We start from the raw sequence: 25,359 nt of genomic DNA on the forward strand, positions 1-25,359 counted from the left end.
GAACAATGGAACATGTGATTACACGAACGGCAAAAACCGCCGTACCAACAACATCCGTTCAGTCTACACGTTCAGAACAACTTGCGGGGCAAGCGCCGCATCCATTCAGTACTGAGGATTTGAGCATTTATTATGGCAGCTTTGAGGCTGTGAAAAAAGTAAACTTAGCCTTTCCTGAGCAGACCGTGACCGCCCTGATTGGGCCTTCCGGTTGTGGTAAATCAACTTTTTTACGCTCCCTTAACCGGATGAATGATGAGATAGCGTCTTCTTCTACAACAGGTCACATTTGGATGGACGGACAGGATTTGACGGCACCAGAGACGGACGTAATCAAGCTGCGTCAGCAAATTGGCATGGTGTGGCAACGGCCTAACCCTTTTTACAAATCGATTTATAATAACATTGCGTTCGGTCCTAAATACCGGGGAGTGCGCAAAAAGAAGCAGCTCGATGAAATCGTCGAAAGCAGCCTGCGTAAGGCGGCTTTATGGGATGAGGTCAAGGATCGTCTTCACGATTCGGCTCTCGCTCTGTCTGGCGGGCAACAGCAGCGGCTTTGTATTGCGCGTGCACTTTCTGTCCAACCGAAAATTCTGTTGCTTGACGAGCCAGCTTCCGCGCTGGACCCTGTGTCTACAGGCAAGGTGGAAGAGCTTATTACCGAATTGAAAAAAGAACTGCGCATCGTTATTGTGACGCACAATATGCAGCAGGCTGCACGGATTTCTGATTATACTGCCTATTTTTATGTCGGAAGTTTGGTGGAACATGGGAAAACAAACGATATCTTCACCAATCCTGAAAACGAGCTGACTCAAGAGTATATTATGGGTCGCTTTGGGTAAGCCGTGCAGTTTGACGTCTTGTTCTATATATGAAACATAAAAACCTCTTGCTAATCTAGTATTAGTAGGAGGTTTTTTATGTTAGTTTAGTAAACTATTGCATTTGTATATAATAAAATATATTGATTATTTGGTTATATTTTCATATAATACATGTGTTTAATAGTTCTTGAAATACCACAATCCAATTAAAGGAGAGGTTTGCAATGAGGTTTAACGTTAAAAAATCTGTCAAATGGATTGCTTTTTCTGGAATGGCTATTACCCTAACAACTGGACTTATGAGTCCAGCGTGGGCGGCAACAGAGCAGGATGTGACTGATGCAGGAGCGAGTGTCACTCAAGCCGTATACAATGATGCAAACGTTTACAAAACTGCTGTTGTTCCACTGGCTAGTGTGAATGTGAGTAGTTTGCTGGACAAGTATCGCGATTTTAGTAAATTTTCTACGGGGAATACATCCAAGGACACTACGCTTGCCTTGAATATTGTATCGTGGCAATTGCCGCATGGTGGATTCTTCAAAGCGATGGAGAAGAATTATAAATCCAAATGGGATGGCAAGGCTGCACGCTCTACATGGAAGAGCAAGGATGGTGTTGAACTCGGCACGTTTGATAACGAGGCCACGACAACCGAGATTCGCTTTTTAGCGGATGTGTACAAAAAAACCAAAAATAAAGACATTAAGAACAGTGTACAAAAAGCAATTGACTTTGTACTAACCTCTCAATATTCCTCCGGTGCCTGGCCGCAGGTATACCCTAAACGTGGTAATTATTCTGATGCCGCAACCTACAACGATGATGCTATGGTTAGAGTGATGGTACTGGCAGATGACATTGTAAACAAAAGGCAGCCGTTTGATAGCGATATTCTTGACAATACATATCGCTCCAGACTTCAGCAGGCTCTGAATAAAGGCGTACAGTACACACTTAAAGCTCAAATTGTAAACAATGGCACACCAACGATCTGGGGAGCACAGCATGATCCGGTTACTTATGAATCTGTACCCGCGCGAGCATTCGAGCTTGCTTCCAAAACAACTACGGAATCGGTAGGCATTACGGCATTCTTGATGTCTCAACCGCAGACGGCTGAGGTGAAAAAAGCTGCTCAGAGTGCCTTGAAATGGTTTGACACGAATCGGATCGACGGTATGAAATACAACCGTCAAGGTCCAGAGTTTTTCCAAAAGGATGCTTCAAGCGTGATGTGGTATCGTTTCTACAATGTGGAGGACAATAAGTATTTCTTCTCGGACCGAGATGGCAAAAAGTATACGGACATCATGAAAATTAGTGAAGAAAGACGACTTGGTTACGCCTGGGCGGGAAGTCAGGCGAAGAGCTTACTGAAACTGGCTTCGGAAAGTGGATATTATAAACTGTCCAAGCCGTTGCCACAATAATAAAGCCATCATTGTAAATGCTTTGAGAGGGAGAGCCATATGGTTCGGCCCTCTTTTTGTTCCCAGACGGTAAATATGGTTTAATGGAGAGAGGGCAAAATAGAGATAAAGATGCACAAAGATAGGAGAGCTTGTATGACTCAAGAGGAGAAACAAACGCAATTACGATGGTACGGCGCATCTCTACGTGTCCGTTATCAGGAAAGCGACCAGATGGGGGTCGTGTATCATGCGAATTATTTAAACTGGTTTGAGATCGGGCGTACGGAAATGATCCGGCAGGCAGGCTTTAACTACCGGAGCATGGAAGATCGAGGAGTTTTGCTGCCAGTTATTGAAATCAATGCGAAATATACGAGCCCTGCTCGATATGATGATTTAGTTACTATTTATACCGCTATTACGGACTTCTCCAGACTACGTTTGAACTATACTTATGAGGTTCGACGGGTAACGGATGAGGAGCACCAAAACAATGTGGGAAAGGTATGGACAGAGGCTGACACGCTGCCGGGAGAACTGCTGGTCACAGGAACGACACGACATGTGTGGCTGAATACCGATTGGAAGCCCGTTCGGCTCGATCAGGCACTGCCTGAGTTGTACACTGCGTTAAGGTCTGCTTTTACAGGCGGGGAGGGACAGAAGTCATGATGATGCGTAAACGTCTGTGGCTGTTGCTGCTGCTCATTCCTTTGGCGGAGCTGTACGGGTTTATATGGGTAAGTCACTGGATTGGAGCGGGGAAAACTATTCTGCTCATTATTCTGACGACCTTGATTGGCGCTGCCATGATGCAATTTGAAGGTCGAAAGGTGATTGCCGATGCCAAAAATGAAATGAACCGGGGGCAAATGCCCGGCCGTAAAATGCTGGATGGATTATGTGTGTTTTTCGGCGGGAGCTTGCTGCTTATCCCTGGATTTATAACAGATATTATTGGTTTCACGTTGGTGTTTCCTTTAACACGAGTATTGTACCGACGTTTTTTATTAAAGTGGCTGGAGAAAAAAATGAAAAACGGCAGTATTACGTTTCGGCGGTTTTGACTGAGCTGCCGCTATCCCTCTCCATGACCTAACGGACTCTTCCGGCAAGAATGTAGTTGCGCAAGTCCTGAATGACATTTGCGCGATGCAGTGCATCAAGAACGATGAGTGATACAGGTCCAATAATGAGTCCTAAAACGCCAAACAGCTTGAGCCCGATGAACATACCGATGAGGGTGGGAAGCGGGTTCAATCCCACGCTGCTGGCCAGCACCTTAGGCTCCACGATCTGCCGTCCAATCAACAGGATGGCATATAGGATCGACAATCCAACCCCTAGTGCCAAATTACCTGACATATACGCATACAGCGTCCACGGAATCATCACAATGCCAACCCCTAAATAAGGTAACAAGTCCACCAGCCCGATCATCAAACCGATGGTAAAGGCCGATTCCACACGCAAAATGAACAGCCCAATAATAACCGTTAATGCCGTAATGGAAATAATAATAAACTGTGCACGCAAATAGCCGCACAATGCTTTACGCAGATCGTTCCAAATATCTGACAATGGTTTGCGGATCGTATCAGGAACCGTATTCGAAAGTATTCGACTATGTCGATCCCAATCCTTACTAATAAAAAAGGCCGCTAATACAATAACCATTAGCACAGCTCCCATATTAGGCAGAGAGGTTAGCAAATTTAAAACCCCATTAAAAAATTGACCGACTAGCGTAGTAACAGCCGAACTGACAGTTTGAGTCGTCTTATCGATATTGCTGTTAATGGTGTGCTGGTAATCGGGATTATCCCGAATAAAATGGTTGATTTCAACAATTATATTTTGGATCAAATCGCTTTGAGTCCAATCAATAAACAGGCTTTTAAAACGCTCAATATGCCCGTCAAAAGTCATGGCCAGCTTAATCAATTCTCGAACGATGCGGGTGATTGCAGCAGACAGGATGATTGCGATTCCGCCTAAATATACAAATAATGAGACCGTGACAGCCGTCCAACGTGGCATACGAGCCTTGTTACGCAAAAAAACGACCAGTGGGTTCATAGCATAAGCCACAAGCCAGGCGAATAGGAAAGGATAAACGAGAGGGAACAGCATATATATGCCCAGCAACAGAGCTACAATCACCATCATGACCCATAGAGCACGAAATATGCGATTCAGGATTAACCGACTCAAGCTCTCACGACTCCTTTCTTTTTGATGGCACTCCTTAAAGGAAGTGCTCTACTATACTTATGCGGGAGGAGGGTAAGACAAGACCTATGTAAAAAAGTGCAAATGAAATCATATATTTTGTAAGGGGTTTCAAAAATTTCTTTATAGAAGCGATAAAACATTTGAATGTGTTGGAATAGCCCTCAATGTTCACATAAACGACAAAATCCAGTATAGTAAAAGAAAGTTTAAATATTGACATATGGCGTTAACATTACTCAGCTAACTAAAAGACATATCTTACTTTTGAAAATGTTTACATTGCAAGTCCGTTCACAATGTTTTTACAAAGGAGAGATGTAACGATGACAGCGACTAAAGGTCTGGAAGGGATCGTAGCGACCACTTCCTCCATAAGCTCTATCGTAGATGGCGTTCTCACGTACCGGGGTTATAACATTGATGATTTGGCTGTTAACGCCGATTTTGAAGAGGTAGCTTATTTGTTGTGGTTTGGAAAATTACCTGACCAGGAGCAATTGCAAGAGCTTCGCAGCCAGTTAAGCGAATATGCTGCTATTCCGGATGAAATTATTACTCAATTAAAGTTATACCCGAAAGAATTGAGCACAATGGCTGCCTTGAGGTCAGCTGTATCGTCTCTTGCTTTGTATGACCCAAAGGCGGATGATATGTCAAGAGAGTCCAATGTGACCAAAACCGTCAAGCTTCAGGCGCAATTGCCCACAATTGTGGCAGCCATAGCGCGTATACGCGAAGGCTTGGAACCAATTGCGCCTAAAAAAGGTGTTTCCATTGCTGAAAACTTTTTGTATCAGCTGACTGGCAAGGACCCGGAGGAGACGGCTATTAAGGCGTTCAATCAGGCTCTCGTGCTGCATGCCGATCATGAATTGAATGCTTCGACCTTTGCTGCGCGTGTAACGGTAGCCACTTTATCCGATATTTATTCCGGGATCACGTCTGCCATCGGGGCCTTAAAAGGACCGTTGCATGGTGGAGCCAATGAGGCTGTTGCTAAAACGTTGGAGGAGATTGGCGGTCTGGATCAGGTGGACTCCTATATTCAGGCCAAACTGGATAACCGCGAAAAAATTATGGGCTTCGGACATCGTGTCTATAAAAACGGTGATCCGCGTGCCAAGCATTTGCACAAAATGTCCCGCGAACTGGGAGAAATGAACGGCGACACTACGTTGTTTGATATGTCAGTTCGAATTGAAAGTATTGTAACAGGGCAAAAAGGCTTGAAACCGAATGTGGATTTTTATTCTGCTTCCGTATATACCCAGCTGGGTATTAAGAGGGATTTGTTTACTCCTATCTTTGCTATGAGCCGTGTATCGGGGTGGACTGCACATATTTTAGAGCAGTATGAAAATAACCGTTTGATTCGTCCTCGTGCCGAATACACAGGCCCAATGGATCAAAAATATGTGTCACCAGAGTTGCGCTAACCTTTGGAGGAAGATTGAGGTTGTATACCCTGAATTTAAAAAATAAGGTACAATAGAAGGGTCGGCGAGAGATGTACGTTTTTGTCTATGATAAAGATCATGTCTTTCGTCCTGTACCCATTCATATCTGAGGAGGAAAAGGAACTTATGGCGAAATTTGAAAAGTTTGAGCTCCCAACTGAAGGCGAAAAAATTACGATTGATAACGGTCAACTGCAGGTTCCAAACCATCCGGTCATTCCGTTTATCGAAGGTGACGGCACAGGTCGCGACATCTGGAAAGCTTCCAAGCGCGTACTGGACGCAGCTGTAGAAAAAGCATATAACGGCACGAAAAAGATTGCCTGGTATGAAGTATTCGCTGGTGAGAAAGCTTTCAATACATACGGCGAGTGGCTCCCTAACGATACGTTGGAAGCCATCCGTGAGTATATTGTAGCCATTAAAGGTCCACTTACGACACCTATTGGCGGTGGTATCCGTTCATTGAATGTGGCATTGCGCCAAGAACTGGATTTATACGTTTGCCTGCGTCCTGTCCGTTACTTTAACGGTGTCCCGTCTCCAGTAAAACGTCCTGAGTTGGTGGACATGGTCATTTTCCGTGAGAACACAGAAGATATCTACGCAGGGATCGAATATGCCGAAGGGTCCGAAGACGTGAAAAAGGTGATTCAGTTCCTTCAGCAAGAGCTGGGCGTGAATAAAATCCGTTTCCCTGAAACTTCAGGAATTGGGATCAAGCCAGTGTCTTCCGAGGGGTCAAAGCGTCTGGTACGGGCAGCTATTCAGTATGCTGTTGACCACGGACGCAAGAGTGTAACGCTCGTACACAAAGGTAACATTATGAAATTTACCGAAGGTGCCTTCAAGAACTGGGGCTATGAAGTAGCCGAGCAAGAATTTGCAGATAAAGTATTTACTTGGGCCCAGTATGATGTCATCAAGGAAAAAGAAGGTGAGGATGCGGCAAATGCAGCTCAAAAAGCAGCTGAAGATGCAGGCAAAATCATTATCAAGGATGTGATTGCTGATATTGCACTTCAGCAGGTGCTGACTCGTCCTTCTGAATTTGATGTCATTGCTACGCTGAACCTGAACGGGGACTATCTGTCCGATGCTCTTGCTGCTCAAGTTGGTGGAATTGGTATCGCGCCAGGTGCAAACATTAACTATGTAACCGGGCATGCTATCTTTGAAGCTACACATGGTACAGCTCCCAAATATGCTGACAAAGACGTAGTGAACCCGGGTTCCGTAATTCTGTCCGGCGTCATGCTGCTTGAACACTTGGGTTGGAAAGAAGCAGCTGACCTGATTTACAAAGGACTGGAGACGTCCATTAATAAGAAAATTGTAACTTATGACTTTGCCCGTCTGATGGATGGTGCTACACAGGTGAAATGCTCCGAGTTCGCGGATACCATTATTAGTAACCTGTAAGGAAGGGGAATACTACTTGACCATTCAACGCAAAAAAATATCCATTGTTGGCGCCGGTTTTACCGGTGCCACTACCGCATTGCTGCTGGCTCAAAAGGAGTTAGGTGATATCGTACTCATCGATATTCCGCAACTAGAGAATCCGACTAAAGGCAAAGCGCTTGATATTTTGGAAGCTGGTCCAGTGCAGGGATTTGACACCCAGATCATGGGCACTTCTAATTACGAGGATGCAGCCGACTCGGATATCGTCATTATTACAGCCGGGATCGCGCGCAAGCCGGGTATGAGCCGTGATGATTTGGTCAATACGAACGCAGGAATTGTAAAATCCGTATGTGAGAATGTGAAGAAGTATGCGCCCGATTCTATCGTCATTATTCTGAGTAATCCGGTCGATGCTATGACCTATACTGCATACCAAACGCTTGATTTCCCGAAAAATCGGGTTATTGGTCAATCAGGTGTGCTGGATACAGCCCGGTATTGTACCTTTATTGCACAGGAACTGAACGTTTCGGTTGAAGACGTGCGCGGCTTCGTTATGGGTGGTCACGGTGATGATATGGTGCCGCTCGTACGCTATTCCAGCGTGGGAGGTATACCTATCGAAAACCTGATTTCTCAGGAACGTATCAAGGCGATCGTACAACGTACACGAGTGGGCGGCGGAGAAATCGTTAACCTATTGGGTAATGGCAGCGCATATTATGCTCCGGCAGCTTCGCTTGCGCAAATGACAGAAGCGATTGTAAAAGATAAAAAACGGATTATTCCAGTCATTGCTTACCTGGAAGGAGAGTATGGCTATCAGGACTTGTTCCTCGGTGTGCCTACACTTCTTGGCGGTAATGGCATCGAAAAAGTGTTCGAGTTGGAATTGACAGCCGAAGAAAAAGCAGCGCTCGATGAATCCGCTGAAGCGGTTCGCAATGTGACTAAAATAGTCAACCTATAGATACAATTTTCTACTAAAACGGTATACTTTTACTTGAAGAGGTGTCCAAAGCCATAGTTATGGCTGCCGGCACCTCTTTTATTTTTAATAGTCTATTTGTTTTCTCCTTTTCCTGTAATGTTGAAAATTTCATTTTGGATTTATACCCTCCCCTAATCTAAAACTTTCCCTGTCGTATTCCTTTGCTTTGACCCACTTCCCCGGTATAATAGAGTTCATATGCATTAATAGTTACATAGAAAAGCATGTCCCAAAACATTGCAAAGATGCTAGTCATTCGTTGGAATATGATCGATCTATGGAAAAAACAGTTTGTAAGAAAACAAAGAACTGGAGGTTGTGAAGAATGTTTTTTATTCACATTATTGGATCACTGGCAATGGGCTTTTATTTATTGCTTCCCTTCGTCGTGGGTAAAATCGACAAATTGGCTCCAAGCGCGCAGGAGGGGACGATATCGGCTGTGCAGCTATTGAACCGTCTGGCTCAATTTGCACTAATCCTTGTGCTTATTAGCGGCATCTATATGATTTTTGATTGGAAGTCTTATTCGGTAGCATGGATCGTAGTCGTGTTGCTGTTGTTTCTTGCTATTTCTGGTATCGCAGGTGCTATGGGTAAGCCATTACGATTGTCACTGGAAGCGGTTCGCAACCAACAGCCGTTTACGCAATACGCTGGTAAAGTGCGAATGTTCAGTACGCTGTTGGCCGTCTTCATGATTTTAATTACGTTTTTAATGGTATACAGCCATATTATTTAATGCATTTGATGAGCGGCTAGATTTGAATAATGACAAAGGCTAAAACTGAAAAAAACGGTCTGTGCAGATAAGCATAGGCCGTTTTTTGTGTGTGCTCACATAGCTGGATTTTTCTTTTTTCGTTTAACGGATAAGTTTGTGTGGTAAATCAGGAGTAGAGTGGATGCAAATGTTGCATCCTAAAAAATATCTGATATTGAAGGGAGAATGTATAATGGCTAAAAGCAATCAACCCCAGCAAACCTTGCCCCCACAGCATCAAGATCAACAACCGGGGATTGAATCCAAAATGACACCTGCACCTCAATTTGAGAAACCAACTTACAAAGCGGCTGGCAAGCTCACAGGCAAAGTTGCACTGATTACTGGTGGAGACAGTGGAATTGGGCGGGCTGTAGCGGTCACGTATGCCAAAGAAGGTGCGGATGTAGCTATCGTCTACTTGAATGAGCATAAGGACGCGGAAGAAACCAAACGTCAAGTCGAACAGGAAGGACGCAAATGCGTGTTGATTCCTGGCGATATCGGAGATGACCAATTTGCCAATAAAGCGGTGCAACAGACGGTGAACGAACTGGGCAAGCTTGATATCGTCGTGAACAATGCGGCCGAGCAGCATCCACAGCAAAAGCTGGAGGATATCACCAAAGAGCAGCTGGAGCGCACTTTCCGTACGAATATCTTCGGTATGTTCTTCCTGACACAAGCGGCATTGCCGCATTTGAAGAAAGGGAGCGCGATCGTCAACACAACGTCGATTACCGCGTACGCTGGGAATAAAACACTCATTGATTATTCATCCACCAAAGGGGCAATCACATCATTCACTCGTTCTCTTTCGCTCAATTTGGCGGAACAAGGGATTCGGGTGAACGCTGTAGCCCCAGGGCCGATCTGGACACCGTTAATCCCTTCTACCTTTGATGCCAAGACGGTCAGCGAATTTGGAGGAGCACAGCCTATGAAGCGCCCGGGTCAGCCGGAAGAATTGGCGCCAGCTTATGTGTACCTTGCTTCAGACGATTCGTCTTATGTAAGCGGGCAGGTTATTCATATCAATGGCGGTGAAGTTGTAAACGGATAAGAGGATAAGGAAAAGGTTGGGGCAGTCTTATGCTCCGGCCTTTTTTCTTTTCACAGTGGAACATAATGAAGGTAGCCTGTAGAATGAGGTTAACTTACATAAAAGGATGGGCAAATTTCTATGAAATCGTTTCGTTTCAGGCTTACCCTGATCATGCTGGTTTTGATTGGCGTATCTGTCCTTGCTGCTGGAATCACGATGGGACAAATTTTCAAAAATTCGAATATGAAGGTGCTAGAGGAGAACATGGGTCGCGAGATTGACCTGCTTCGCGCAACCTTCCCATTTGTTAATGCTGATGCCCTATCCAGCACGGATTATATCTCCTATTATTCTCAGAAGGCGAAGGAAATTGCCCATCTGACCGATTCGCGAGTGACCTTCATTCGTAAGGACGGAACGGTGGTGGGTGATTCGTTAAGTGATCCGCGCAAGATGGAAAACCATGCATCCCGAGAAGAAATACAGCAAGCCACGTCAGAGGGAATCGGTCGGACAATACGCTACAGTGAAACTTTGCAACGAAACATGCTATACGTCGCTGAGCCTGTTGTATCGGACAAGGGCTTTGACGGATATATCCGTTTGTCCATGAGTCTGAAAGCGGTGGAGGAGGGAGTGCAGCGCGGCTGGACGGCCATCGGGATTGGTCTTGTGTTGCTGTTTATTGCTGCTGGACTGATGAGCTATCGTATTGCTCGTAGCCTCACCTCGCCCATTGAACATATTACAGGAGTAGCCAACCGCATTTCAGGACTGGATTATGACGCAAGGGTCGGTGTACAGCGCCGGGATGAGGTAGGACAACTGGGTGAAGCCATTAATCGCATGGCCGACAGTCTCCAAAACCAAATGAAAACGATACGTGACAATGAGGATCTCCTCCAGAGTGTTATGAGTAATATGACAGGCGGGATTCTAATGATTGATGCTCGTGAGTGTATTGCGCTTGTCAACCGTGAGTCTGAGCGAATGCTCGGTGTCGTGGGTAAGCGGGTGACAGACAAGCCGTATCATGAACTGAAAAAGCACTACGAGCTCACAAAGCTAATTGAGGGCAGTATACAAAGCCGAGAAAGACTGCATGGTGAGGTGCACTTGTACAATCCCGAGGAACGACTCGTTTTGCTGGATGGTGTCCCTATGTATGAGGATGAAGGAGGATACCGGGGGATGCTGTTCCTTTTGCAGGATATTACAGCTATTCGACGGTTGGAAAATATGCGAAGCGAATTTGTGGCAAACGTTTCTCATGAGCTAAAAACACCGATTGCCGCAGTCAAGGGTTTTGCCGAGACATTGCTTGGTGGTGGGGTTAAGGATGAGGAAACGGCCCGTTCCTTTTTGCAAATTATATATGACGAAAGTGAACGACTGAATCGACTGATCGGCGATATTCTGGAGCTTTCCAAAATCGAGTCCAAACGGTCCCCTCTGGATTGCTCTCCGATTCATATCTCATCATTCATAGAATCATTACTGGAAAAACTGAACAATGTAGCTGCCAAAAAAAGAATTACGCTGCACATGGATATCCCGGATGAACTGTTTATGGAGGCAGATGAAGATAAGCTTCAGCAGATTTTCCTGAACCTTTTGTCTAATGGCATTAACTATACCCTTGATGGCGGCAAGGTAAAGATCAAGGTTATAACGCTGCAGCGGGACCATGATACGGAAAAGGTCGTATTTACAGTCAGTGATACGGGTATTGGAATACCGAAGAAGGATTTGCCACGTATCTTTGAGCGCTTTTACCGGGTGGACAAAGGACGCTCACGCAACTCGGGTGGAACGGGGTTGGGATTATCCATCGTCAAGCACTTGGTCGATCTGCATCATGGTACACTCTCGGTCGAAAGCGAGCTTGGTTTGGGTACGACGTTTACCGTTGAATTACCGTTATTGCAACAGGAAGAATGAACTATAACATTTTTTACATTGTGTTAACAATGCCGTGATAAAATAAACGGGTGTCGCATGAGCATGGAAAAGATTTCAGGATTTTGACTAATGCGCCTTTAACAGGTAAACAGGAGATGAAGTTATTAATGGGACAACGTTTGCTGGTTATTGAGGATGAACCAACGCTTGCCAGATTGCTATCCTACAATTTGATACAAGAAGGTTTCGAAGTGGACACGGAGGATCATGGCAGTGCTGGGTTTGAAAGAGCCTCCAGAGAATCCTACGATTTGATCCTGCTGGATTTGATGCTGCCGGGGATGAATGGACTGGACATTCTGAGCAGACTTCGCCATCAGGGGCTGACGACACCTATCATTATTCTAACCGCTAAAAACGGGGAGGCTGAGGTGGTCCAAGGACTGAAGTCGGGTGCTGATGACTACATCACAAAGCCTTTTGGCGTTTCTGAGCTGTTGGCCCGTGTAACGGCTGTGCTGCGAAGAACATCCGGAGGGGATGAGGGAGTGTTGTCTGAACAGAAGGATGGCTCCAAAATTCAACTGGGCGAGCTGGAAATCTACCCTGAAAAATATGAAGTCATTCTTGGAGGTCAATCCATCAGCTTAAGACCCAAGGAATTTGAGGTGCTTCTCTATTTGTCCCGCAAGCCAGGCGTGGTTCTGACTCGGGATGATCTAATGAATGCCGTGTGGGGCTTTGACTACATCGGTGGTCAACGGACGGTGGATGTACACGTCAGCTCCTTACGTAAAAAGCTGGAGCTTGATCCCGACTCGGTTCATATTGATTCGATCCGCGGAGTGGGGTATAAACTGGTTGTAAATAAAAAAAGAAGCGCTTCTCATTTGTTATAAATGAGGAGCGTTTTTCTCTTTCCAGGCCGTAGCAGCAACTTTTATGTTCATTTTGTGATTTTACATTTCGTTGACAAAACTAGCCATTAAAATCAACAAATGACCGATATGATGTTCCCGTCACTCCAAGTAGTTAAAAAAAGGGGACTTCAGAACGATGATAACGGAACCAAAGACCCAGCCGAGTTCCACTGCCGTGATTGAACGTGAAACGTTTAAGCCGATTACTACCTATGTGCCATGCCGGGAGGTTCCGATCATTGGCACGGATATGTCTTGCAAAGAACTGTTAGCACTCATGAAAACACAGGAAGATATCCCCTGTGTCATTGTCGTGGATAAAAATGATCTTCCTTTGGGCATTATCATGAGAGATGCGTACAATCGTCATTTTACGGGCAGGTTTGCTGCGGCATTGTTCTATGACAAACCGGCTTCCCTATTTGCCGATCCCAATACATTAATTGTGGATCTGAAAAGCCCAGCAGCAGAAATTGTAGAACTGGCGATGATGCGTGAAGATCAGCGTTTTTACGATTGTTTATTGATAAAGGAAGGGACTAGATTACTCGGTGTACTCACAATTCGTGATATCCTGTCTGTCGTTCAGCGAATGCAAAGAGAAGCAGACGAAAATCGCGGCGATGTGATTCGACATAGCTATGACGGAGTCCAGCGTATTCGGATGACTGTTTTGGATGCAGCGAAAGAGGCCGATGACAGTGTGCAGCTAACTCGCTCAATGAGTGAATTATCCCGCCGTGGTAAAGTGGAACTGGAGGATGTTCTGCTTTCTTATCATGCAGTGACGGAACAAATGAAACGCCAGCATGAGCAGATGACGGCCTTAACCCAATCGCTCAATGATATTGCGGGCATGGCCTCATCCATTCGTGCGCTGGCAGATCACAGCGGACTGCTGGCGATCAATGCGTCCATTGAAGCGGCCCATGCTGGCGAACACGGGCGTGGCTTTCAGATTGTGTCTCAAGAGGTTCGGAATATGTCACTCCAGACCAAAGCTTTTTCTGCACAGATTCCCGGCTTACTCTCTCATATCGAGCAAATGCTACGTGACACTGCTGAACTGACAGATACGAGTATGCAGCAGATTCATACAGGCTCTAAATTTATATCTGCTGGAACCCAAACGTTTGCCAAATTATTGCAGGCAGTCGATGAAATTGAGGCTAAAAATAGTGAAATGTCCCGCTCCGCAGAAGAAGCGGCCTCGAATGCAGCCGGAATTGCACAGGAGCTTGAGCTCATGCTGAGTTCTTGATCATTTTACATACCGTTAACAAATCCACCACACTGAATTTACACACAGCTTATATAATCTTCATATTGTGCAAATCAGGTGCAATGCTTGAGGACCATAACTGCAACACGAAGGAGATCATAAATCCATGAATGATTCCGTAATCCGGATTGATAAGCTGAATTTGTATTATGAAAAATTCCACGCGCTGAAACATATAAACCTGGATATTCCTGAAAAGACGGTAACAGCCTTCATCGGCCCATCCGGCTGCGGCAAATCAACCCTACTGCGTACGCTGAATCGGATGAATGATATGATACCGGGAACGCGTATTGAAGGCACCGTGAGCATCGCAGGTCAGGATATATACGGCGATACTATGGAAGTAGAAATGCTGCGTAAACAGGTGGGAATGGTTTTTCAACAGCCTAACCCGTTTCCTAAATCTATTTATGATAACGTGGCCTACGGCCCGCGTCTGCATGGAATTCGGCAAAAGGACAAGTTAGATGAATTGGTGGAGCAAAGCCTGCGGCAGGCGGCACTTTGGGAAGAGGTTAAAAATTTCCTGAAGCGTTCTGCTCTGAGCTTGTCCGGCGGACAACAACAACGGCTTTGCATTGCCCGGGCGCTTGCTGTACAGCCAGATATTTTACTTATGGACGAGGCGACATCTGCGCTGGACCCGATCTCGACGATGAAAATTGAAGAACTGGTTCAAGAATTAAGAGACATGTATACCATCGTCATGGTGACGCATAACATGCATCAGGCAGCGCGTGTGTCCGGCCGAACTGCGTTCTTTTTGAATGGTGTTGTAGTGGAAGCAGCGGATACAGAGACGATGTTTTCCACGCCACAAGATTCACGTACGGAAGATTATATTTCCGGGCGTTTTGGCTAAGCCAAACTGATGATTATGCGAGAAGGGGTGACTTCGAAATGATACGTAGAAAAGGTTTTGATGAAGGATTAGAAGAACTGAGAGCCGTCCTGCGCGAAATGGGTGCACACGTTTCGAAGGCGCTCGATCAGGCTATTGAATGTTTGCAGACCAAAAATACAGAAATGGCCCAGCAGGTAGTCAAAAATGATGCATCCCTCAATACAATGGAAGAAAATATTTTGGATATGGGCTCCAAGCTCATTATTACCCAGCAGCCGGTAGCGAAGGATTTACGCCGGATCATTGTTGCATTTAAAATTTCCAGTGATTTAGAACGAATGGGTGATTTGGCACTTGATATTGCCAAGGTCACACTTCGCTTGGAAGGGCAGCAGGCGATGAAGCCGTTAGTGGATATTCCACACATGGCTTCCATTGTTAAAGAAATGATCGATGATGCGATCAAATCCTATTTGGATGAAAATACAGATCTGGCCTACAAAATGGCTAAAGAGGATGATCGGGTGGATTCCTTGTACAGCCACATGATCAGCGATCTATACGCTTTTATGGTAGAAAAGCCAGCAGAGGCTTCACAAGCGATGCTGCAACTGCTTGTAGGACGATACATTGAACGAATTGGTGATCATGCTACGAATATCGGTGAAAGCACTGTATATCTCGTGACAGGAGAGCGACCAGATTTGAACCAGTAAGACTTTTAGTATATAGCGGTTGTTTCTAATCCAGATTTGTCTTGAGCAAAAGGCAAATTTGGCTAGGAAACAGCCGTTTTTTTCTGAAAAAGAGTCTTGTATGTTAAGATAGTAAGAGGAATGCGTAATACGTAAGAACGTTACGAATGCATTGATGAACTTGCGAGGTGCGAAATGGATAAACTCATGCTTATAGATGGTAACAGTATCATATACCGGGCGTTTTTTGCTATGCCGCCGTTGACGAATTCAAGCGGACAGCAGACGAACGCGGTGTACGGATTTACGACAATGTTATTGCGGCTTTTGGAAGAGCACAAACCAACCCATATTTTGGTTGCGTTTGATGCTGGCAAAATTACGTTTCGCCATAAAGGGTATGAGGATTACAAAGGTGGACGGGAGAAAACGCCGCCGGAGCTGTCCCAGCAATTTCCGCTGCTGAAAGAGTTATTGACCGCCTTCGGCATTGCCCAATTTGAACTGGATGGCTATGAGGCAGACGATATTATAGGCACCCTGTCCAAAACAGCGGACGAAGCGGGTTTTAATGTGCTGGTTGTGACCGGCGACAAGGATATGCTTCAATTGGCTTCAGACCATGTCACGGTCGGCTTGACCCGCAAAGGGGTTACCGAGGTGGAAACGTATGGACCTGAGCAGATTCAGGAACGTTACGGCTTGAAGCCGCTGCAAATCATAGATCTTAAGGGCCTGATGGGCGATACGTCGGATAACATTCCTGGCATTCCGGGTGTGGGTGAGAAAACAGCGCTCAAGCTGCTGCATCAATATGGATCAGTTGAAGAGGTGCTGGCGCACACGGATGAGCTGAAGGGTAAAATGAAAGAACGCGTGGAGACTCATGCTGACGATGCGCGAATGAGCAAGGATTTGGCGACCATTTATCGGGATGTAACGTTGGACAAGCAGCTGGAAGATGTGGTTTTCAGCGGGCTACAGGCAGAGACGGCTGGACCAGCTTTGGCGAAGCTGGAGTTCAAGTCCCTGCTGGAGCGTTTATCCTTTTCGGGCGAGGTCGGCAGTGCTGGAGTCGGCGTAGAGGAAGCCGTAGCAGACGTGACTGTGCTGGATGAACAGCGGATCAGCGAATTGGTAGAAGTGCTGAATAACGTAGATGTGCTGCATGTTGAGACGCGTGGTGATAATCCGCATCATGCTGAGATTGTAGGCTTGATATTTGCCGCAACAGGGCGTCAGTTTTTTATGACACTGGAAGTTCTACAAAGTGATGCAGCTACCCCTATTCGCGAATGGCTTGCCGACCCTGAACGCAAAAAACGCGGTCATGATCTGCATCGTACGGACTTGGCTTTACACTGGCATGGAATTGAGTTTGCTGGAGCTGAGTTTGATGTACAGCTGGCCGGATACTTGCTAGATCCGACAGACGCGAATCAGACATTGAGTGGACTGGCAGCCAAGTATGGCTTGTCATCGATTCGTCCAGACGACGAAGTGTTTGGTAAAGGAGCTAAATATAAAGTTCCTGACGTGGATGTACTATCCGATCATGTGGCGCGCAAGGCAGCGGTGATCGAAGCATTGGTGCCCGTTCAGCAGGCGGAACTGGAAAAAACGGAAATGCACAAGCTGTTCCATGAACTTGAGATGCCGTTATCCCGCATTCTGGCGGATATGGAGAAGCAGGGTATTTTGGTGAATGTAGAGGAACTGCGCGCTTTGGGGAAAGAATTTGAAGCCCAGATTGCAACGTTGGTGGGTGAGATCTACAGCATTGCAGGGGTAGAGTTCAATCTGAATTCGCCCAAGCAGTTGGGTGAGATTTTGTTTGATAAACTGGGTCTGCCCGTTATTAAAAAGACAAAAACAGGGTACTCGACTGATGCAGAGGTGCTTGAAAAGCTTGCGCCATATCATGATATTGTGCAAAACATATTGCAATATCGCACCATTGCCAAACTTCAATCGACGTATGTCGAAGGATTGCTTAAAGAAATTTCGGAGAAGACAGGCAAAGTGCATACGTATTTCCGGCAGACGGTTGCAGCAACCGGACGTTTGAGCAGTCAATTTCCGAATTTGCAAAACATTCCGATCCGTCTCGAAGAAGGACGCAAAATCCGCAAAGTATTTGTCCCATCGGAGCCGGGCTGGTCGATTTTGGCGGCAGACTATTCACAAATCGAGCTGCGGGTGCTGGCTGATATTTCGGATGATGAGCGTTTGAAAGAGGCTTTTGTTCACGATATGGACATCCATACCAAGACCGCATCCGATGTGTTCGGTGTCCCTGCAGAAGCTGTAGACTCCGATATGCGCCGTTCTGCAAAGGCGGTCAACTTTGGGATTGTTTACGGGATTAGTGACTATGGTCTGTCGCAAAATTTGAATATTACGCGGAAGGAAGCGGCTCGCTTTATCGACCAGTATTTTGACGTGTTCCAGGGGGTTCGCCGTTACATGGATGATATTGTGAAGGATGCGAAGAGGGATGGATACGTAAAAACGTTGTTGGAACGCAGACGATATTTGCCAGAGATTAACGCCAGCAATTTCAATCAGCGTTCGTTCGCCGAGCGTACAGCAATGAATACGCCGATTCAAGGTACCGCAGCCGATATTATCAAGCTGGCGATGGTGCAGATGGACGCAGCGCTGCGTGAACGTAATCTTCGCAGCCGTATGCTGCTACAAGTACATGATGAGCTTGTATTCGAGGTTCCGCCTGAGGAAATGGAAACGATGAAAGAGCTTGTCCCGGCTACTATGGAAGCTGCATTAAAGCTGGCTGTGCCGCTTAAAGCGGAAGTAAGCTATGGCAGCAACTGGTATGAGGCCAAATAAGATATTTCAATGAGTAGATAGTCCCAATTTGACGTTGCTTCCGTTATAATATAGGGTGAGGTGAAGACATCATGCCGGAATTACCGGAAGTAGAAACCATTAAACGAACACTAAACGAGCTTATCGTCGATAAACATATAGATCATGTAACCGTAAATTTGCCGCGTATTATCCAACGTCCCGATGATATCCACGCGTTTGCGATGGAATTGGCCGGCCACCGGATTACTGGGGTGGAAAGACGTGGTAAGTTTCTGCGGATTTTGCTGGACGGGCTGGTGCTTGTCTCCCATCTTCGAATGGAAGGACGCTATGGATTGTATTCACAAAATGATCCTGTGGAAAAGCATACCCATGTCATCTTTCATTTTAAAGATGGTACAGAGCTACGTTACCAGGATGTGCGTCAGTTTGGCACGATGCACTTATTTCCGGCAGGACAGGATTTGCTGGAAAAGCCGCTGAACAAACTCGGTTTGGAACCGATGGACGAGGCTTTTACACCTGAAATGCTGCGTGCCGCTGTTGGAACTCGTTCGACTTCGATCAAGGCAGCGCTGTTAAACCAGTCATATGTGGTAGGCATTGGGAATATTTATGTAGATGAATCGTTATTTAAGGCAGGGATTCATCCGGCACAGCCAGCCAAAAGCCTAACGGATAGCCAATTTCGCGTACTGCATGAAGCTATTGTCTCCACGCTGGGCGCGTCGATTCAGGTTGGTGGCTCGTCTATCAAATCATTCGTTAACGGACAGGGCAAAACGGGTGATTTCCAGCATCAGTTGCAAATTTATGGACGTAATGCGAAGCCTTGTATTAACTGTGGTACATTGATCGAAAAATCCGTCGTAGCCGGACGTGGCACACATCATTGCCCGATCTGCCAGCCTTTGCGCTAAACAGGCATAGTCACCTCAAGCCCATCCCTCTCATATATTGTTCCAAGTACCAATACTGCGAAGGGAGTCGGTTGCTGTAAGGCCCAGCCTTCGCAATGGGAGGGAATTGGAGTGGCTAATCATTGGGGAGCCCTGCTGTTACTGGCATTTGCGCTAAGTTTGGACAGTTTCGGAGTCGGTGTTACATATGGTCTGCGCAAAATGAAAATTCCACTGTTGTCGATTGCTATCATCTCCATATGTTCAGGTTTGGTGATCGGCATATCCATGCAGCTCGGCGCATTACTATCCCGTGTCCTGTCTCCTGTATATACGACGGTTTTCGGCGCTGTCATTCTGATCTGTATTGGCTGCTATTCTTTGATTCAGGCTCTGCAACGCAAGGAAGATTTGACGGAGGAAGCAGCGAAAGTCCCTGGGGATCTGCACCTTGCGGAACAGGTTGAACTAGGGAATATATCAGCTCTTGCAGAGAAAAAAAGTGCTGAGAATGCCAATACAGAGTCTCTAACCTGCTCAGGAAGAGGTCTATCGACAGAAACTTCTTTGGAGCTACAGCAGGAGGAACGAACGTTATTTTCGCTGGAGTTCCGCAAATGGGGGCTTGTGATTCGAATTCTTCGAAGCCCGTCTGCTGCGGATATGGACCGTTCCGGCAGTATATCTGCTACCGAAGCAGTTTGGCTAGGTATTGCATTATCAGTAGATGCGTTCGGAGCGGGATTAGGTGCAGCCATGCTTGGTTTTCAGCCCCTGTCTACTGCGCTGGCTATTACGTTATTCAGTGGTGTATTTTTGATTGCTGGTATGAAGGCAGGGTTCTTCCTGTCAGCATTTCGATTTATGAAGGCGCTCGGTGTATTGCCGGCATTATTACTGATTATGATGGGTATATTGAAGCTGTTATGAGGTGAAGAGCATGAATATCGGATTAACCGGAGGAATCGCTACCGGAAAAAGCACCGTGTCGGCTCTTTTGGTCGCCAAGGGTGCGCTGCTGATCGACGCAGATGCCATTGCCCGGGAAGTCATGCTTCCGGGGCATCCGGTGCTGGCGGCGGTCATACAGCATTTTGGACAAGCTATAGTGAACAGTGACGGAACCCTGCACCGCAAAAGACTGGGAGAGATTGTATTCGGAGACCCTGTACAGCGACAGGCACTTAACGATATTACGCATCCTGCTATTCGTGAGGAAATGCGTCTACGCATGGAAGCTTATGAACGGGAGCAGCCGGACAAGCTTGTTTTGGCAGATATCCCCTTAATGTATGAGTCTGGGCTGGAGAGCCTGTACGAGGAAATTATGGTTGTATATGTACCACGTGATGTTCAGCTCCGACGTCTGATGCTCAGAGACAGTCTGACAGAAGAGCAAGCCGAGCTTCGCTTGTCCGCACAAATGGATATCGAGCAGAAAAAAAGTTTGGCTGATATTGTTATTGATAATAGCGGAACACAGTCCGAGACGAAGCGGCAAATTGATCAGTTTTGGCAGCGAAAGGGACTTGCATGAACATTTTACGTAAGAAAAGAGTCCTGCTCATTTTGTTTGTCGGATTTGTCCTGATTCTGTTCCTCAACTCGAATTGGATGTCCTGGTTTTACCCGATTCAATATAAGGATGAGATTCGGCAGTATTCACAGACCTATGAAGTGGACCCATTTTTGGTGGCGTCTATTATCCGTGTGGAAACAAATTTTAAAACCAGCAAGCAGTCACATAAGGGTGCACTGGGGCTTATGCAGATTATGCCGAACACCGCCAATTGGATTATGGAGAGTGCCCAGATTCAGAAGGTCCCGCTGGACAGTGTCAAGCACGAGCCCGGCACCAATATTGAGCTGGGGACCTGGTATCTGCATAACCTGTCTATGAAGTTTCAGGATAATCCTGTGGTCATCGTAGCGGCTTATAATGCTGGTCCAGGTAAAGTTCAGGAGTGGCTGGATCAGGGGGTGTGGGATGGCAAAGAAGAGTCCATTAAGCAGATCCCTTTTGGTGAGACACGGCATTACGTACAGCGAGTCATCTACTACTACAGGCAATATACAAAAATTTATGATGTATTTTAAGTGACAGGTTAATGACAACATGAGCCTTTTCGCTTTAAAATGAAAAAAAGCGCAGGACAGGCTGTTTTTAGCAGCCTATCCCTACACTTTTTCGTATTACTTCTTGATTATTACCGAGATTATTGGTATTGACCTGCCAATTGTTGTTCGGCGATCGTTACGAGGCGTTTTGTGATGTAGCCCCCGATCGAACCGTTCTCATAGGAAGTCATGTTACCTTGGTATCCATCTTGAGGAATGCTGATACCCAGCTCTTGAGCGATTTCATATTTCATTTGCTCCAGAGCACCGGAGGATCTGCTGACTACCAGGTTGTTGGAGTTGCCATTGTTTCCTTGTGCCATTGTTGTTCACCTCCTCGCGACGTGGTAAACATATTATGATCCGTTTCGACAAAATTATTACTTAAAAGCTTCGGGAATTTATTGGAAAAAGGAAGTGATGAGATTATGAAGTGCCCGTATTGCGCTTACAACGGCACGAAAGTGTTGGATTCGCGACCAGCGAATGATAATAAGTCCATCCGCCGCCGCCGCGAATGCGAACAGTGTGCCAGGCGTTTTACCACCTTTGAAATGGTGGAAGAGACCCCGCTGATGGTCATCAAAAAAGATGGCAGCCGTGAAGAGTTTAGCCGTGATAAAATGCTGCGCGGTCTCATTCGTGCCTGTGAGAAGCGTCCAGTATCAGTTGAGCAGCTCGATCTGATTGTATCTCAGGTGGAGAATGCCATTCGCAACACAGCAGCCACAGAGGTGGATAGCCAGCAGATTGGTGAGCTGGTCATGGAACAGCTCTATCCTGTGGATGAAGTCGCCTACGTGCGCTTTGCGTCCGTCTATCGGCAGTTCAAAGACATTAATATGTTTATGAAGGAACTGAAAACACTGTTATCCAAAGATACAGACAGCGACTAATCGCTGACTGTATCTTTTTTAGGGCGATGGTAGGAAGAGAATTATAATTTTTTTATAAAAGTATTGACACAGGGTCGAATATTTTATATGATATAGAAGTCGCTTGAAACGTTAATTCACTTACATGTGACGGGGCCTTAGCTCAGCTGGGAGAGCGCATCGCTGGCAGCGATGAGGTCAGGGGTTCGATCCCCCTAGGCTCCACCATAATATTATATGGACTCTTAGCTCAGTTGGTAGAGCAGTTGACTCTTAATCAATTGGTCCAGGGTTCGAGTCCCTGAGAGTCCATCCTTTAGAAAAAACGGCAGAGATGCCGTTTTTTTGTTGTTTATATATCTATTCCCGGTTTAACCGAGGATAGGTATGGGTTCAAGCGGGTTTAGAATTTCGAATGCGAATGAAGTCGGGGATTTTGAAAAAGGGTTTGGTTGATTCTTTCACTATTCTCTGGTACGACGAGCTTAATAAAATAGGAATACTGGAGCCCGTAGGCACGATACCTAAGTATAGAATCTTTAGATGGGGTTTTATAAACATATTCAAAAGAAATATGGCAAAAAAAGAACATCGCTGTTTAATACTGACTAACAAAATCAGCAAGGATTTTCAGGTACTCACCATTCACCAATTTTCTTGGAGCGAATACAGCTGTTAAAAAAGTTAGAGATTTTGAACGCGCGATTTGTTCATCCATCATGGAATGGTCAACTTCTGGCAAATGAATGATAGACAGCAACTCTGGAGATATCTTTTGGCGATATACTCGCTCGGTGTCTTTTACATCTACGTTTGTATCTTTTCCAGCCAGAACCAAGAGTACAGGAGATTTAAAGTGGCTTAATTCTTCCGTAGAATCAGAACGAAAATTTTTTCCTATAAAACTCCATCTTTCTTTGGAAATGATATCGTCAGGATCGGCTATGCTTAGGTACTCTTCATAGGTAGCATGATTTTTCAATAATTGCAGAACCTTTTGGTCGTAGTTCAGTCTCTTTTTAATTTGCTGCGGGCTAGCTCCTGCTTGTTTCAACTCTTTCCTGGTGTTAAATTGCCCTTGTGTAATCCAATTCACAGCCGGTGATACAAGGATGCTGAATGCAATATCATGTTCCTCTTTAACAATCTTCGGAATGACCCAGCCTGCTTGACTGGCTCCCCATAAGCCGATTTTGTGCTTATCAATCATTGGTAAGGTTTTGGCCCAGTCAACTGCATATCTAATCTCCTGTGCCCGGTCCTTCATGCTCTGCTCCAGCCAATCGCCTGAAGCGCCGTTAATACCGGGCTTATTCAGGGATAAGGAGGCATAACCCTTAGAAGCAAACCTTTCCCACAGTGGTTTGTATCCATCATCATAGGTGTCATTGATTGGACCATCTCCATGGACAAAAACAACCAATCCAATCTTTCCCGAGTAGTTCTTAGGCAAAGCCAGTGTACCTGTTAATACTCCTTTGGGAGTCGCAATTTGTATTTTTTCTTCCGTCATCTTGTAGGAATTTTGATATAAACAAACAATATCAAGGCAACAGCCAGACCAGCCGCAATACCAAGGGTAAGCTTATACGTTTTTTTCAATGCTGTTCTCTCCTCGAATGCAGTTTTGTTCTTTCCAACTCATTAGTTGCGATGACTTGAGCGAATCGCCAAATGATCAATGTAACACTCATCTATGGCGGGCTTATATTCCAGCGCATGCATGCCTGTCAAAAATTTAAATATATTGAAGCAGCCAAACTGTTTTATAAGCGGAGCCAAAGAAACGAGATTTGTTTTAGGAAGTGAAGAGGAGGGAGCCTTCCATTTGAGTGAAAGGACACCAACAACATCCTCATTCTCTTTGGCCACAAATTGTTTCATAGATGTAGAGTTAGGATGTTGAACCCAAACCTGCATTAAAAGTCGCTGTATATCTTGATCCTCCAGTGTGACAAGAGCTTGAAATTTTGCTTTAAACGATTCCACTAAGAGCTTACATACGGCTTCATGGTCTTGCTCTTGATAAGTAATAATGTCAAAAGATGGTGGACTCATGTAACCTCCTCCTGCACATCAGAAATTTGTACTTGAATCTCATATTGCAGCTCGTTGCTGTCGAATAGAGATAAATAGGATTTTTCCACCACAATGATTTTGCTTAGGCATTCATATTGGTGCTGGGTTGCATAATGCTCCAGTTGTTGGACTTCGTGTTCGATCTCAGCATCTTCAGTGACGGAGAAGTGCTTATAGAGATAGGTGCCTTCTTCCAGAATATAGTCAGCTGCTCCTGATGTCGTTTCATAATATAGCTTCACCTGTCCAGAATCAGATAGATAATGTAGATCATTTTCAAATAATTGTGGTGGGGCAGGCCGCTGCTCAAATAGATTCCTGGCCGTGAGTTCTTGATCACTCTCCAATGCAAACCACAGCTTTAAATGTCGAGTGCCCTGTAGCTTGATCCGATACTCATTGTCCTGCTGGGTGAGGTTATGATGTTCTTTTAGCACCTTATGAATAAACTGTTCGAGCAGCTTTAGGTTAGCGATTTCATCCTGTATCTTCTGCAACGAATGTTTTAAAAGCTGGTTGTAATCATCGGGAGTGTAGGAAGTCATGCATTCTTCAATGTGGCCGACAGGGATATTTAATTTACGTAGCATTAAAATATGGGAAAGTTGATAAATTTCATGAAGTCCGTACATTCGATATTGATTTTCATCTGTGTATAACGGATAAAGGATACCCTTTTCTTCAAAATACCGCAGCTGATGTACAGATACATTCATGAGCTGAGCAAGCTGACTAATCGTAATGTGTTTTTTCAATGACAGGTC

General features: G+C 45.5%; 25 protein-coding genes and 2 tRNA genes. 22 read left to right on the top strand and 5 right to left on the bottom strand.

The features are described 5' to 3' along the window. The first annotated feature begins 5 nt into the window (after positions 1 to 5). The 4 genes from pstB (ACN6NF_RS08005) to ACN6NF_RS08020 all read left to right on the top strand — a co-directional run bounded on the left by pstB (ACN6NF_RS08005) (position 6) and on the right by ACN6NF_RS08020 (position 3,312). Positions 6 to 848: a phosphate ABC transporter ATP-binding protein PstB gene (gene pstB / locus ACN6NF_RS08005; protein ID WP_474316666.1), complete on the top strand. Its 843-nt coding sequence runs from the start codon at positions 6 to 8 to the stop codon at positions 846 to 848. A gap of 206 nt (positions 849 to 1,054) precedes the next feature. Then, positions 1,055 to 2,263: a pectate lyase gene (pelA, locus tag ACN6NF_RS08010; RefSeq protein WP_474316668.1), complete on the top strand. Its 1,209-nt coding sequence runs from the start codon at positions 1,055 to 1,057 to the stop codon at positions 2,261 to 2,263. A gap of 135 nt (positions 2,264 to 2,398) precedes the next feature. Next, a complete protein-coding gene (locus ACN6NF_RS08015; RefSeq protein WP_474316670.1) occupies positions 2,399 to 2,917 on the top strand; it encodes an acyl-CoA thioesterase in 519 nt (172 codons plus the stop codon). Beyond that, positions 2,914 to 3,312 carry an FxsA family protein gene (locus ACN6NF_RS08020; protein ID WP_013370347.1) on the top strand — a complete coding sequence of 133 codons (399 nt, stop codon included), beginning with the start codon at positions 2,914 to 2,916 and terminating at the stop codon, positions 3,310 to 3,312. Before ACN6NF_RS08015 ends, ACN6NF_RS08020 begins: the two co-directional genes overlap by 4 nt. A gap of 28 nt (positions 3,313 to 3,340) precedes the next feature. Here ACN6NF_RS08020 and ytvI read toward each other — a convergent pair whose 3' ends face one another. Next, a complete protein-coding gene (gene ytvI, locus ACN6NF_RS08025) occupies positions 3,341 to 4,459 on the bottom strand; it encodes a sporulation integral membrane protein YtvI (protein WP_474316671.1) in 1,119 nt (372 codons plus the stop codon). A gap of 344 nt (positions 4,460 to 4,803) precedes the next feature. Here ytvI and citZ point away from each other — a divergent pair, with 344 nt between their 5' ends. From citZ to ACN6NF_RS08100, 15 genes are all read left to right on the top strand, one after another. After that, positions 4,804 to 5,916, top strand: a complete 1,113-nt coding sequence (gene citZ, locus ACN6NF_RS08030; protein ID WP_474316673.1) for a citrate synthase — start codon at positions 4,804 to 4,806, stop codon at positions 5,914 to 5,916. 147 nt (positions 5,917 to 6,063) lie between these two features. Continuing rightward, the gene (gene icd, locus ACN6NF_RS08035; protein ID WP_474316674.1) at positions 6,064 to 7,359 is read left to right on the top strand and encodes an NADP-dependent isocitrate dehydrogenase; all 1,296 of its coding nucleotides are present in this window, start codon (positions 6,064 to 6,066) and stop codon (positions 7,357 to 7,359) included. 16 nt (positions 7,360 to 7,375) lie between these two features. Beyond that, complete coding sequence (gene mdh / locus ACN6NF_RS08040) at positions 7,376 to 8,317, top strand: malate dehydrogenase (protein WP_474316677.1); 942 nt, start codon at positions 7,376 to 7,378, stop codon at positions 8,315 to 8,317. A gap of 346 nt (positions 8,318 to 8,663) precedes the next feature. Then, on the top strand, positions 8,664 to 9,080 hold the full coding sequence (locus ACN6NF_RS08045; protein ID WP_474316679.1) for a hypothetical protein: 417 nt from the start codon (positions 8,664 to 8,666) through the stop codon (positions 9,078 to 9,080). A 214-nt stretch (positions 9,081 to 9,294) separates the two neighbouring features. Further along, positions 9,295 to 10,164 (top strand): SDR family oxidoreductase, encoded by an 870-nt coding sequence (locus ACN6NF_RS08050; RefSeq protein ID WP_474316680.1) that lies wholly within the window; start codon positions 9,295 to 9,297, stop codon positions 10,162 to 10,164. Positions 10,165 to 10,284: 120 nt separating this feature from the next. Then, positions 10,285 to 12,087: a two-component system histidine kinase PnpS gene (pnpS, locus tag ACN6NF_RS08055; RefSeq protein WP_474316681.1), complete on the top strand. Its 1,803-nt coding sequence runs from the start codon at positions 10,285 to 10,287 to the stop codon at positions 12,085 to 12,087. A gap of 128 nt (positions 12,088 to 12,215) precedes the next feature. Further along, on the top strand, positions 12,216 to 12,947 hold the full coding sequence (locus tag ACN6NF_RS08060) for a response regulator transcription factor (RefSeq protein ID WP_013370356.1): 732 nt from the start codon (positions 12,216 to 12,218) through the stop codon (positions 12,945 to 12,947). A 157-nt stretch (positions 12,948 to 13,104) separates the two neighbouring features. Then, entirely contained in the window at positions 13,105 to 14,229 is a 1,125-nt protein-coding gene (locus tag ACN6NF_RS08065) for a methyl-accepting chemotaxis protein (protein WP_474316684.1), read from the top strand. 127 nt (positions 14,230 to 14,356) lie between these two features. After that, on the top strand, positions 14,357 to 15,115 hold the full coding sequence (gene pstB / locus ACN6NF_RS08070; protein WP_474316686.1) for a phosphate ABC transporter ATP-binding protein PstB: 759 nt from the start codon (positions 14,357 to 14,359) through the stop codon (positions 15,113 to 15,115). 38 nt (positions 15,116 to 15,153) lie between these two features. Continuing rightward, on the top strand, positions 15,154 to 15,813 hold the full coding sequence (gene phoU, locus ACN6NF_RS08075; RefSeq protein WP_019686846.1) for a phosphate signaling complex protein PhoU: 660 nt from the start codon (positions 15,154 to 15,156) through the stop codon (positions 15,811 to 15,813). Positions 15,814 to 15,987: 174 nt separating this feature from the next. Then, on the top strand, positions 15,988 to 18,642 hold the full coding sequence (polA, locus tag ACN6NF_RS08080) for a DNA polymerase I (RefSeq protein WP_474316687.1): 2,655 nt from the start codon (positions 15,988 to 15,990) through the stop codon (positions 18,640 to 18,642). A gap of 71 nt (positions 18,643 to 18,713) precedes the next feature. Beyond that, complete coding sequence (gene mutM / locus ACN6NF_RS08085) at positions 18,714 to 19,544, top strand: DNA-formamidopyrimidine glycosylase (protein WP_474316688.1); 831 nt, start codon at positions 18,714 to 18,716, stop codon at positions 19,542 to 19,544. Positions 19,545 to 19,655: 111 nt separating this feature from the next. Then, positions 19,656 to 20,453 (top strand): MntP/YtaF family protein, encoded by a 798-nt coding sequence (locus ACN6NF_RS08090; RefSeq protein ID WP_474316690.1) that lies wholly within the window; start codon positions 19,656 to 19,658, stop codon positions 20,451 to 20,453. Positions 20,454 to 20,463: 10 nt separating this feature from the next. Continuing rightward, the gene (coaE, locus tag ACN6NF_RS08095) at positions 20,464 to 21,060 is read left to right on the top strand and encodes a dephospho-CoA kinase (RefSeq protein WP_474316692.1); all 597 of its coding nucleotides are present in this window, start codon (positions 20,464 to 20,466) and stop codon (positions 21,058 to 21,060) included. After that, entirely contained in the window at positions 21,057 to 21,620 is a 564-nt protein-coding gene (locus tag ACN6NF_RS08100; protein WP_019686848.1) for a lytic transglycosylase domain-containing protein, read from the top strand. Before coaE ends, ACN6NF_RS08100 begins: the two co-directional genes overlap by 4 nt. 119 nt (positions 21,621 to 21,739) lie before the next feature. On the opposite strand, the gene ACN6NF_RS08105 is transcribed toward ACN6NF_RS08100, so the two are convergent. After that, positions 21,740 to 21,964 (bottom strand): alpha/beta-type small acid-soluble spore protein, encoded by a 225-nt coding sequence (locus ACN6NF_RS08105; RefSeq protein WP_013309613.1) that lies wholly within the window; start codon positions 21,962 to 21,964, stop codon positions 21,740 to 21,742. Positions 21,965 to 22,069: 105 nt separating this feature from the next. On the opposite strand from ACN6NF_RS08105, the gene nrdR reads away from it, so the two are divergent. From nrdR to ACN6NF_RS08120, 3 genes are all read left to right on the top strand, one after another. Beyond that, on the top strand, positions 22,070 to 22,537 hold the full coding sequence (nrdR, locus tag ACN6NF_RS08110; protein WP_013370366.1) for a transcriptional regulator NrdR: 468 nt from the start codon (positions 22,070 to 22,072) through the stop codon (positions 22,535 to 22,537). Positions 22,538 to 22,668: 131 nt separating this feature from the next. Further along, a tRNA-Ala gene (locus ACN6NF_RS08115) sits at positions 22,669 to 22,744 on the top strand. A gap of 11 nt (positions 22,745 to 22,755) precedes the next feature. Beyond that, a tRNA-Lys gene (locus ACN6NF_RS08120) sits at positions 22,756 to 22,828 on the top strand. 286 nt (positions 22,829 to 23,114) lie between these two features. Here ACN6NF_RS08120 and ACN6NF_RS08125 read toward each other — a convergent pair. The 3 genes from ACN6NF_RS08125 to ACN6NF_RS08135 all read right to left on the bottom strand — a co-directional run bounded on the left by ACN6NF_RS08125 (position 23,115) and on the right by ACN6NF_RS08135 (position 25,350). Continuing rightward, complete coding sequence (locus tag ACN6NF_RS08125; RefSeq protein WP_474316694.1) at positions 23,115 to 24,029, bottom strand: alpha/beta hydrolase family protein; 915 nt, start codon at positions 24,027 to 24,029, stop codon at positions 23,115 to 23,117. A gap of 131 nt (positions 24,030 to 24,160) precedes the next feature. After that, complete coding sequence (locus ACN6NF_RS08130; protein WP_474316697.1) at positions 24,161 to 24,574, bottom strand: hypothetical protein; 414 nt, start codon at positions 24,572 to 24,574, stop codon at positions 24,161 to 24,163. After that, positions 24,571 to 25,350 carry a helix-turn-helix domain-containing protein gene (locus ACN6NF_RS08135; protein ID WP_474316700.1) on the bottom strand — a complete coding sequence of 260 codons (780 nt, stop codon included), beginning with the start codon at positions 25,348 to 25,350 and terminating at the stop codon, positions 24,571 to 24,573. The genes ACN6NF_RS08130 and ACN6NF_RS08135 overlap by 4 nt, the downstream gene beginning before the upstream one ends. Between the last annotated feature and the right edge of the window lie 9 nt (positions 25,351 to 25,359).

This window comes from Paenibacillus sp. TSM33 (assembly GCF_056099025.1).

Coding starts and splice junctions, on each gene's coding strand:
- pstB (WP_474316666.1), top strand. CDS start 6: ATGGAACATGTGATTACACGAACGGCAAAAACCGCCGTACCAACAACA.
- pelA (WP_474316668.1), top strand. CDS start 1,055: ATGAGGTTTAACGTTAAAAAATCTGTCAAATGGATTGCTTTTTCTGGA.
- ACN6NF_RS08015 (WP_474316670.1), top strand. CDS start 2,399: ATGACTCAAGAGGAGAAACAAACGCAATTACGATGGTACGGCGCATCT.
- ACN6NF_RS08020 (WP_013370347.1), top strand. CDS start 2,914: ATGATGATGCGTAAACGTCTGTGGCTGTTGCTGCTGCTCATTCCTTTG.
- citZ (WP_474316673.1), top strand. CDS start 4,804: ATGACAGCGACTAAAGGTCTGGAAGGGATCGTAGCGACCACTTCCTCC.
- icd (WP_474316674.1), top strand. CDS start 6,064: ATGGCGAAATTTGAAAAGTTTGAGCTCCCAACTGAAGGCGAAAAAATT.
- ACN6NF_RS08045 (WP_474316679.1), top strand. CDS start 8,664: ATGTTTTTTATTCACATTATTGGATCACTGGCAATGGGCTTTTATTTA.
- ACN6NF_RS08050 (WP_474316680.1), top strand. CDS start 9,295: ATGGCTAAAAGCAATCAACCCCAGCAAACCTTGCCCCCACAGCATCAA.
- pnpS (WP_474316681.1), top strand. CDS start 10,285: ATGAAATCGTTTCGTTTCAGGCTTACCCTGATCATGCTGGTTTTGATT.
- ACN6NF_RS08060 (WP_013370356.1), top strand. CDS start 12,216: ATGGGACAACGTTTGCTGGTTATTGAGGATGAACCAACGCTTGCCAGA.
- ACN6NF_RS08065 (WP_474316684.1), top strand. CDS start 13,105: ATGATAACGGAACCAAAGACCCAGCCGAGTTCCACTGCCGTGATTGAA.
- pstB (WP_474316686.1), top strand. CDS start 14,357: ATGAATGATTCCGTAATCCGGATTGATAAGCTGAATTTGTATTATGAA.
- phoU (WP_019686846.1), top strand. CDS start 15,154: ATGATACGTAGAAAAGGTTTTGATGAAGGATTAGAAGAACTGAGAGCC.
- polA (WP_474316687.1), top strand. CDS start 15,988: ATGGATAAACTCATGCTTATAGATGGTAACAGTATCATATACCGGGCG.
- mutM (WP_474316688.1), top strand. CDS start 18,714: ATGCCGGAATTACCGGAAGTAGAAACCATTAAACGAACACTAAACGAG.
- coaE (WP_474316692.1), top strand. CDS start 20,464: ATGAATATCGGATTAACCGGAGGAATCGCTACCGGAAAAAGCACCGTG.
- ACN6NF_RS08100 (WP_019686848.1), top strand. CDS start 21,057: ATGAACATTTTACGTAAGAAAAGAGTCCTGCTCATTTTGTTTGTCGGA.
- ACN6NF_RS08105 (WP_013309613.1), bottom strand. CDS start 21,964: ATGGCACAAGGAAACAATGGCAACTCCAACAACCTGGTAGTCAGCAGA.
- nrdR (WP_013370366.1), top strand. CDS start 22,070: ATGAAGTGCCCGTATTGCGCTTACAACGGCACGAAAGTGTTGGATTCG.
- ACN6NF_RS08125 (WP_474316694.1), bottom strand. CDS start 24,029: ATGACGGAAGAAAAAATACAAATTGCGACTCCCAAAGGAGTATTAACA.
- ACN6NF_RS08130 (WP_474316697.1), bottom strand. CDS start 24,574: ATGAGTCCACCATCTTTTGACATTATTACTTATCAAGAGCAAGACCAT.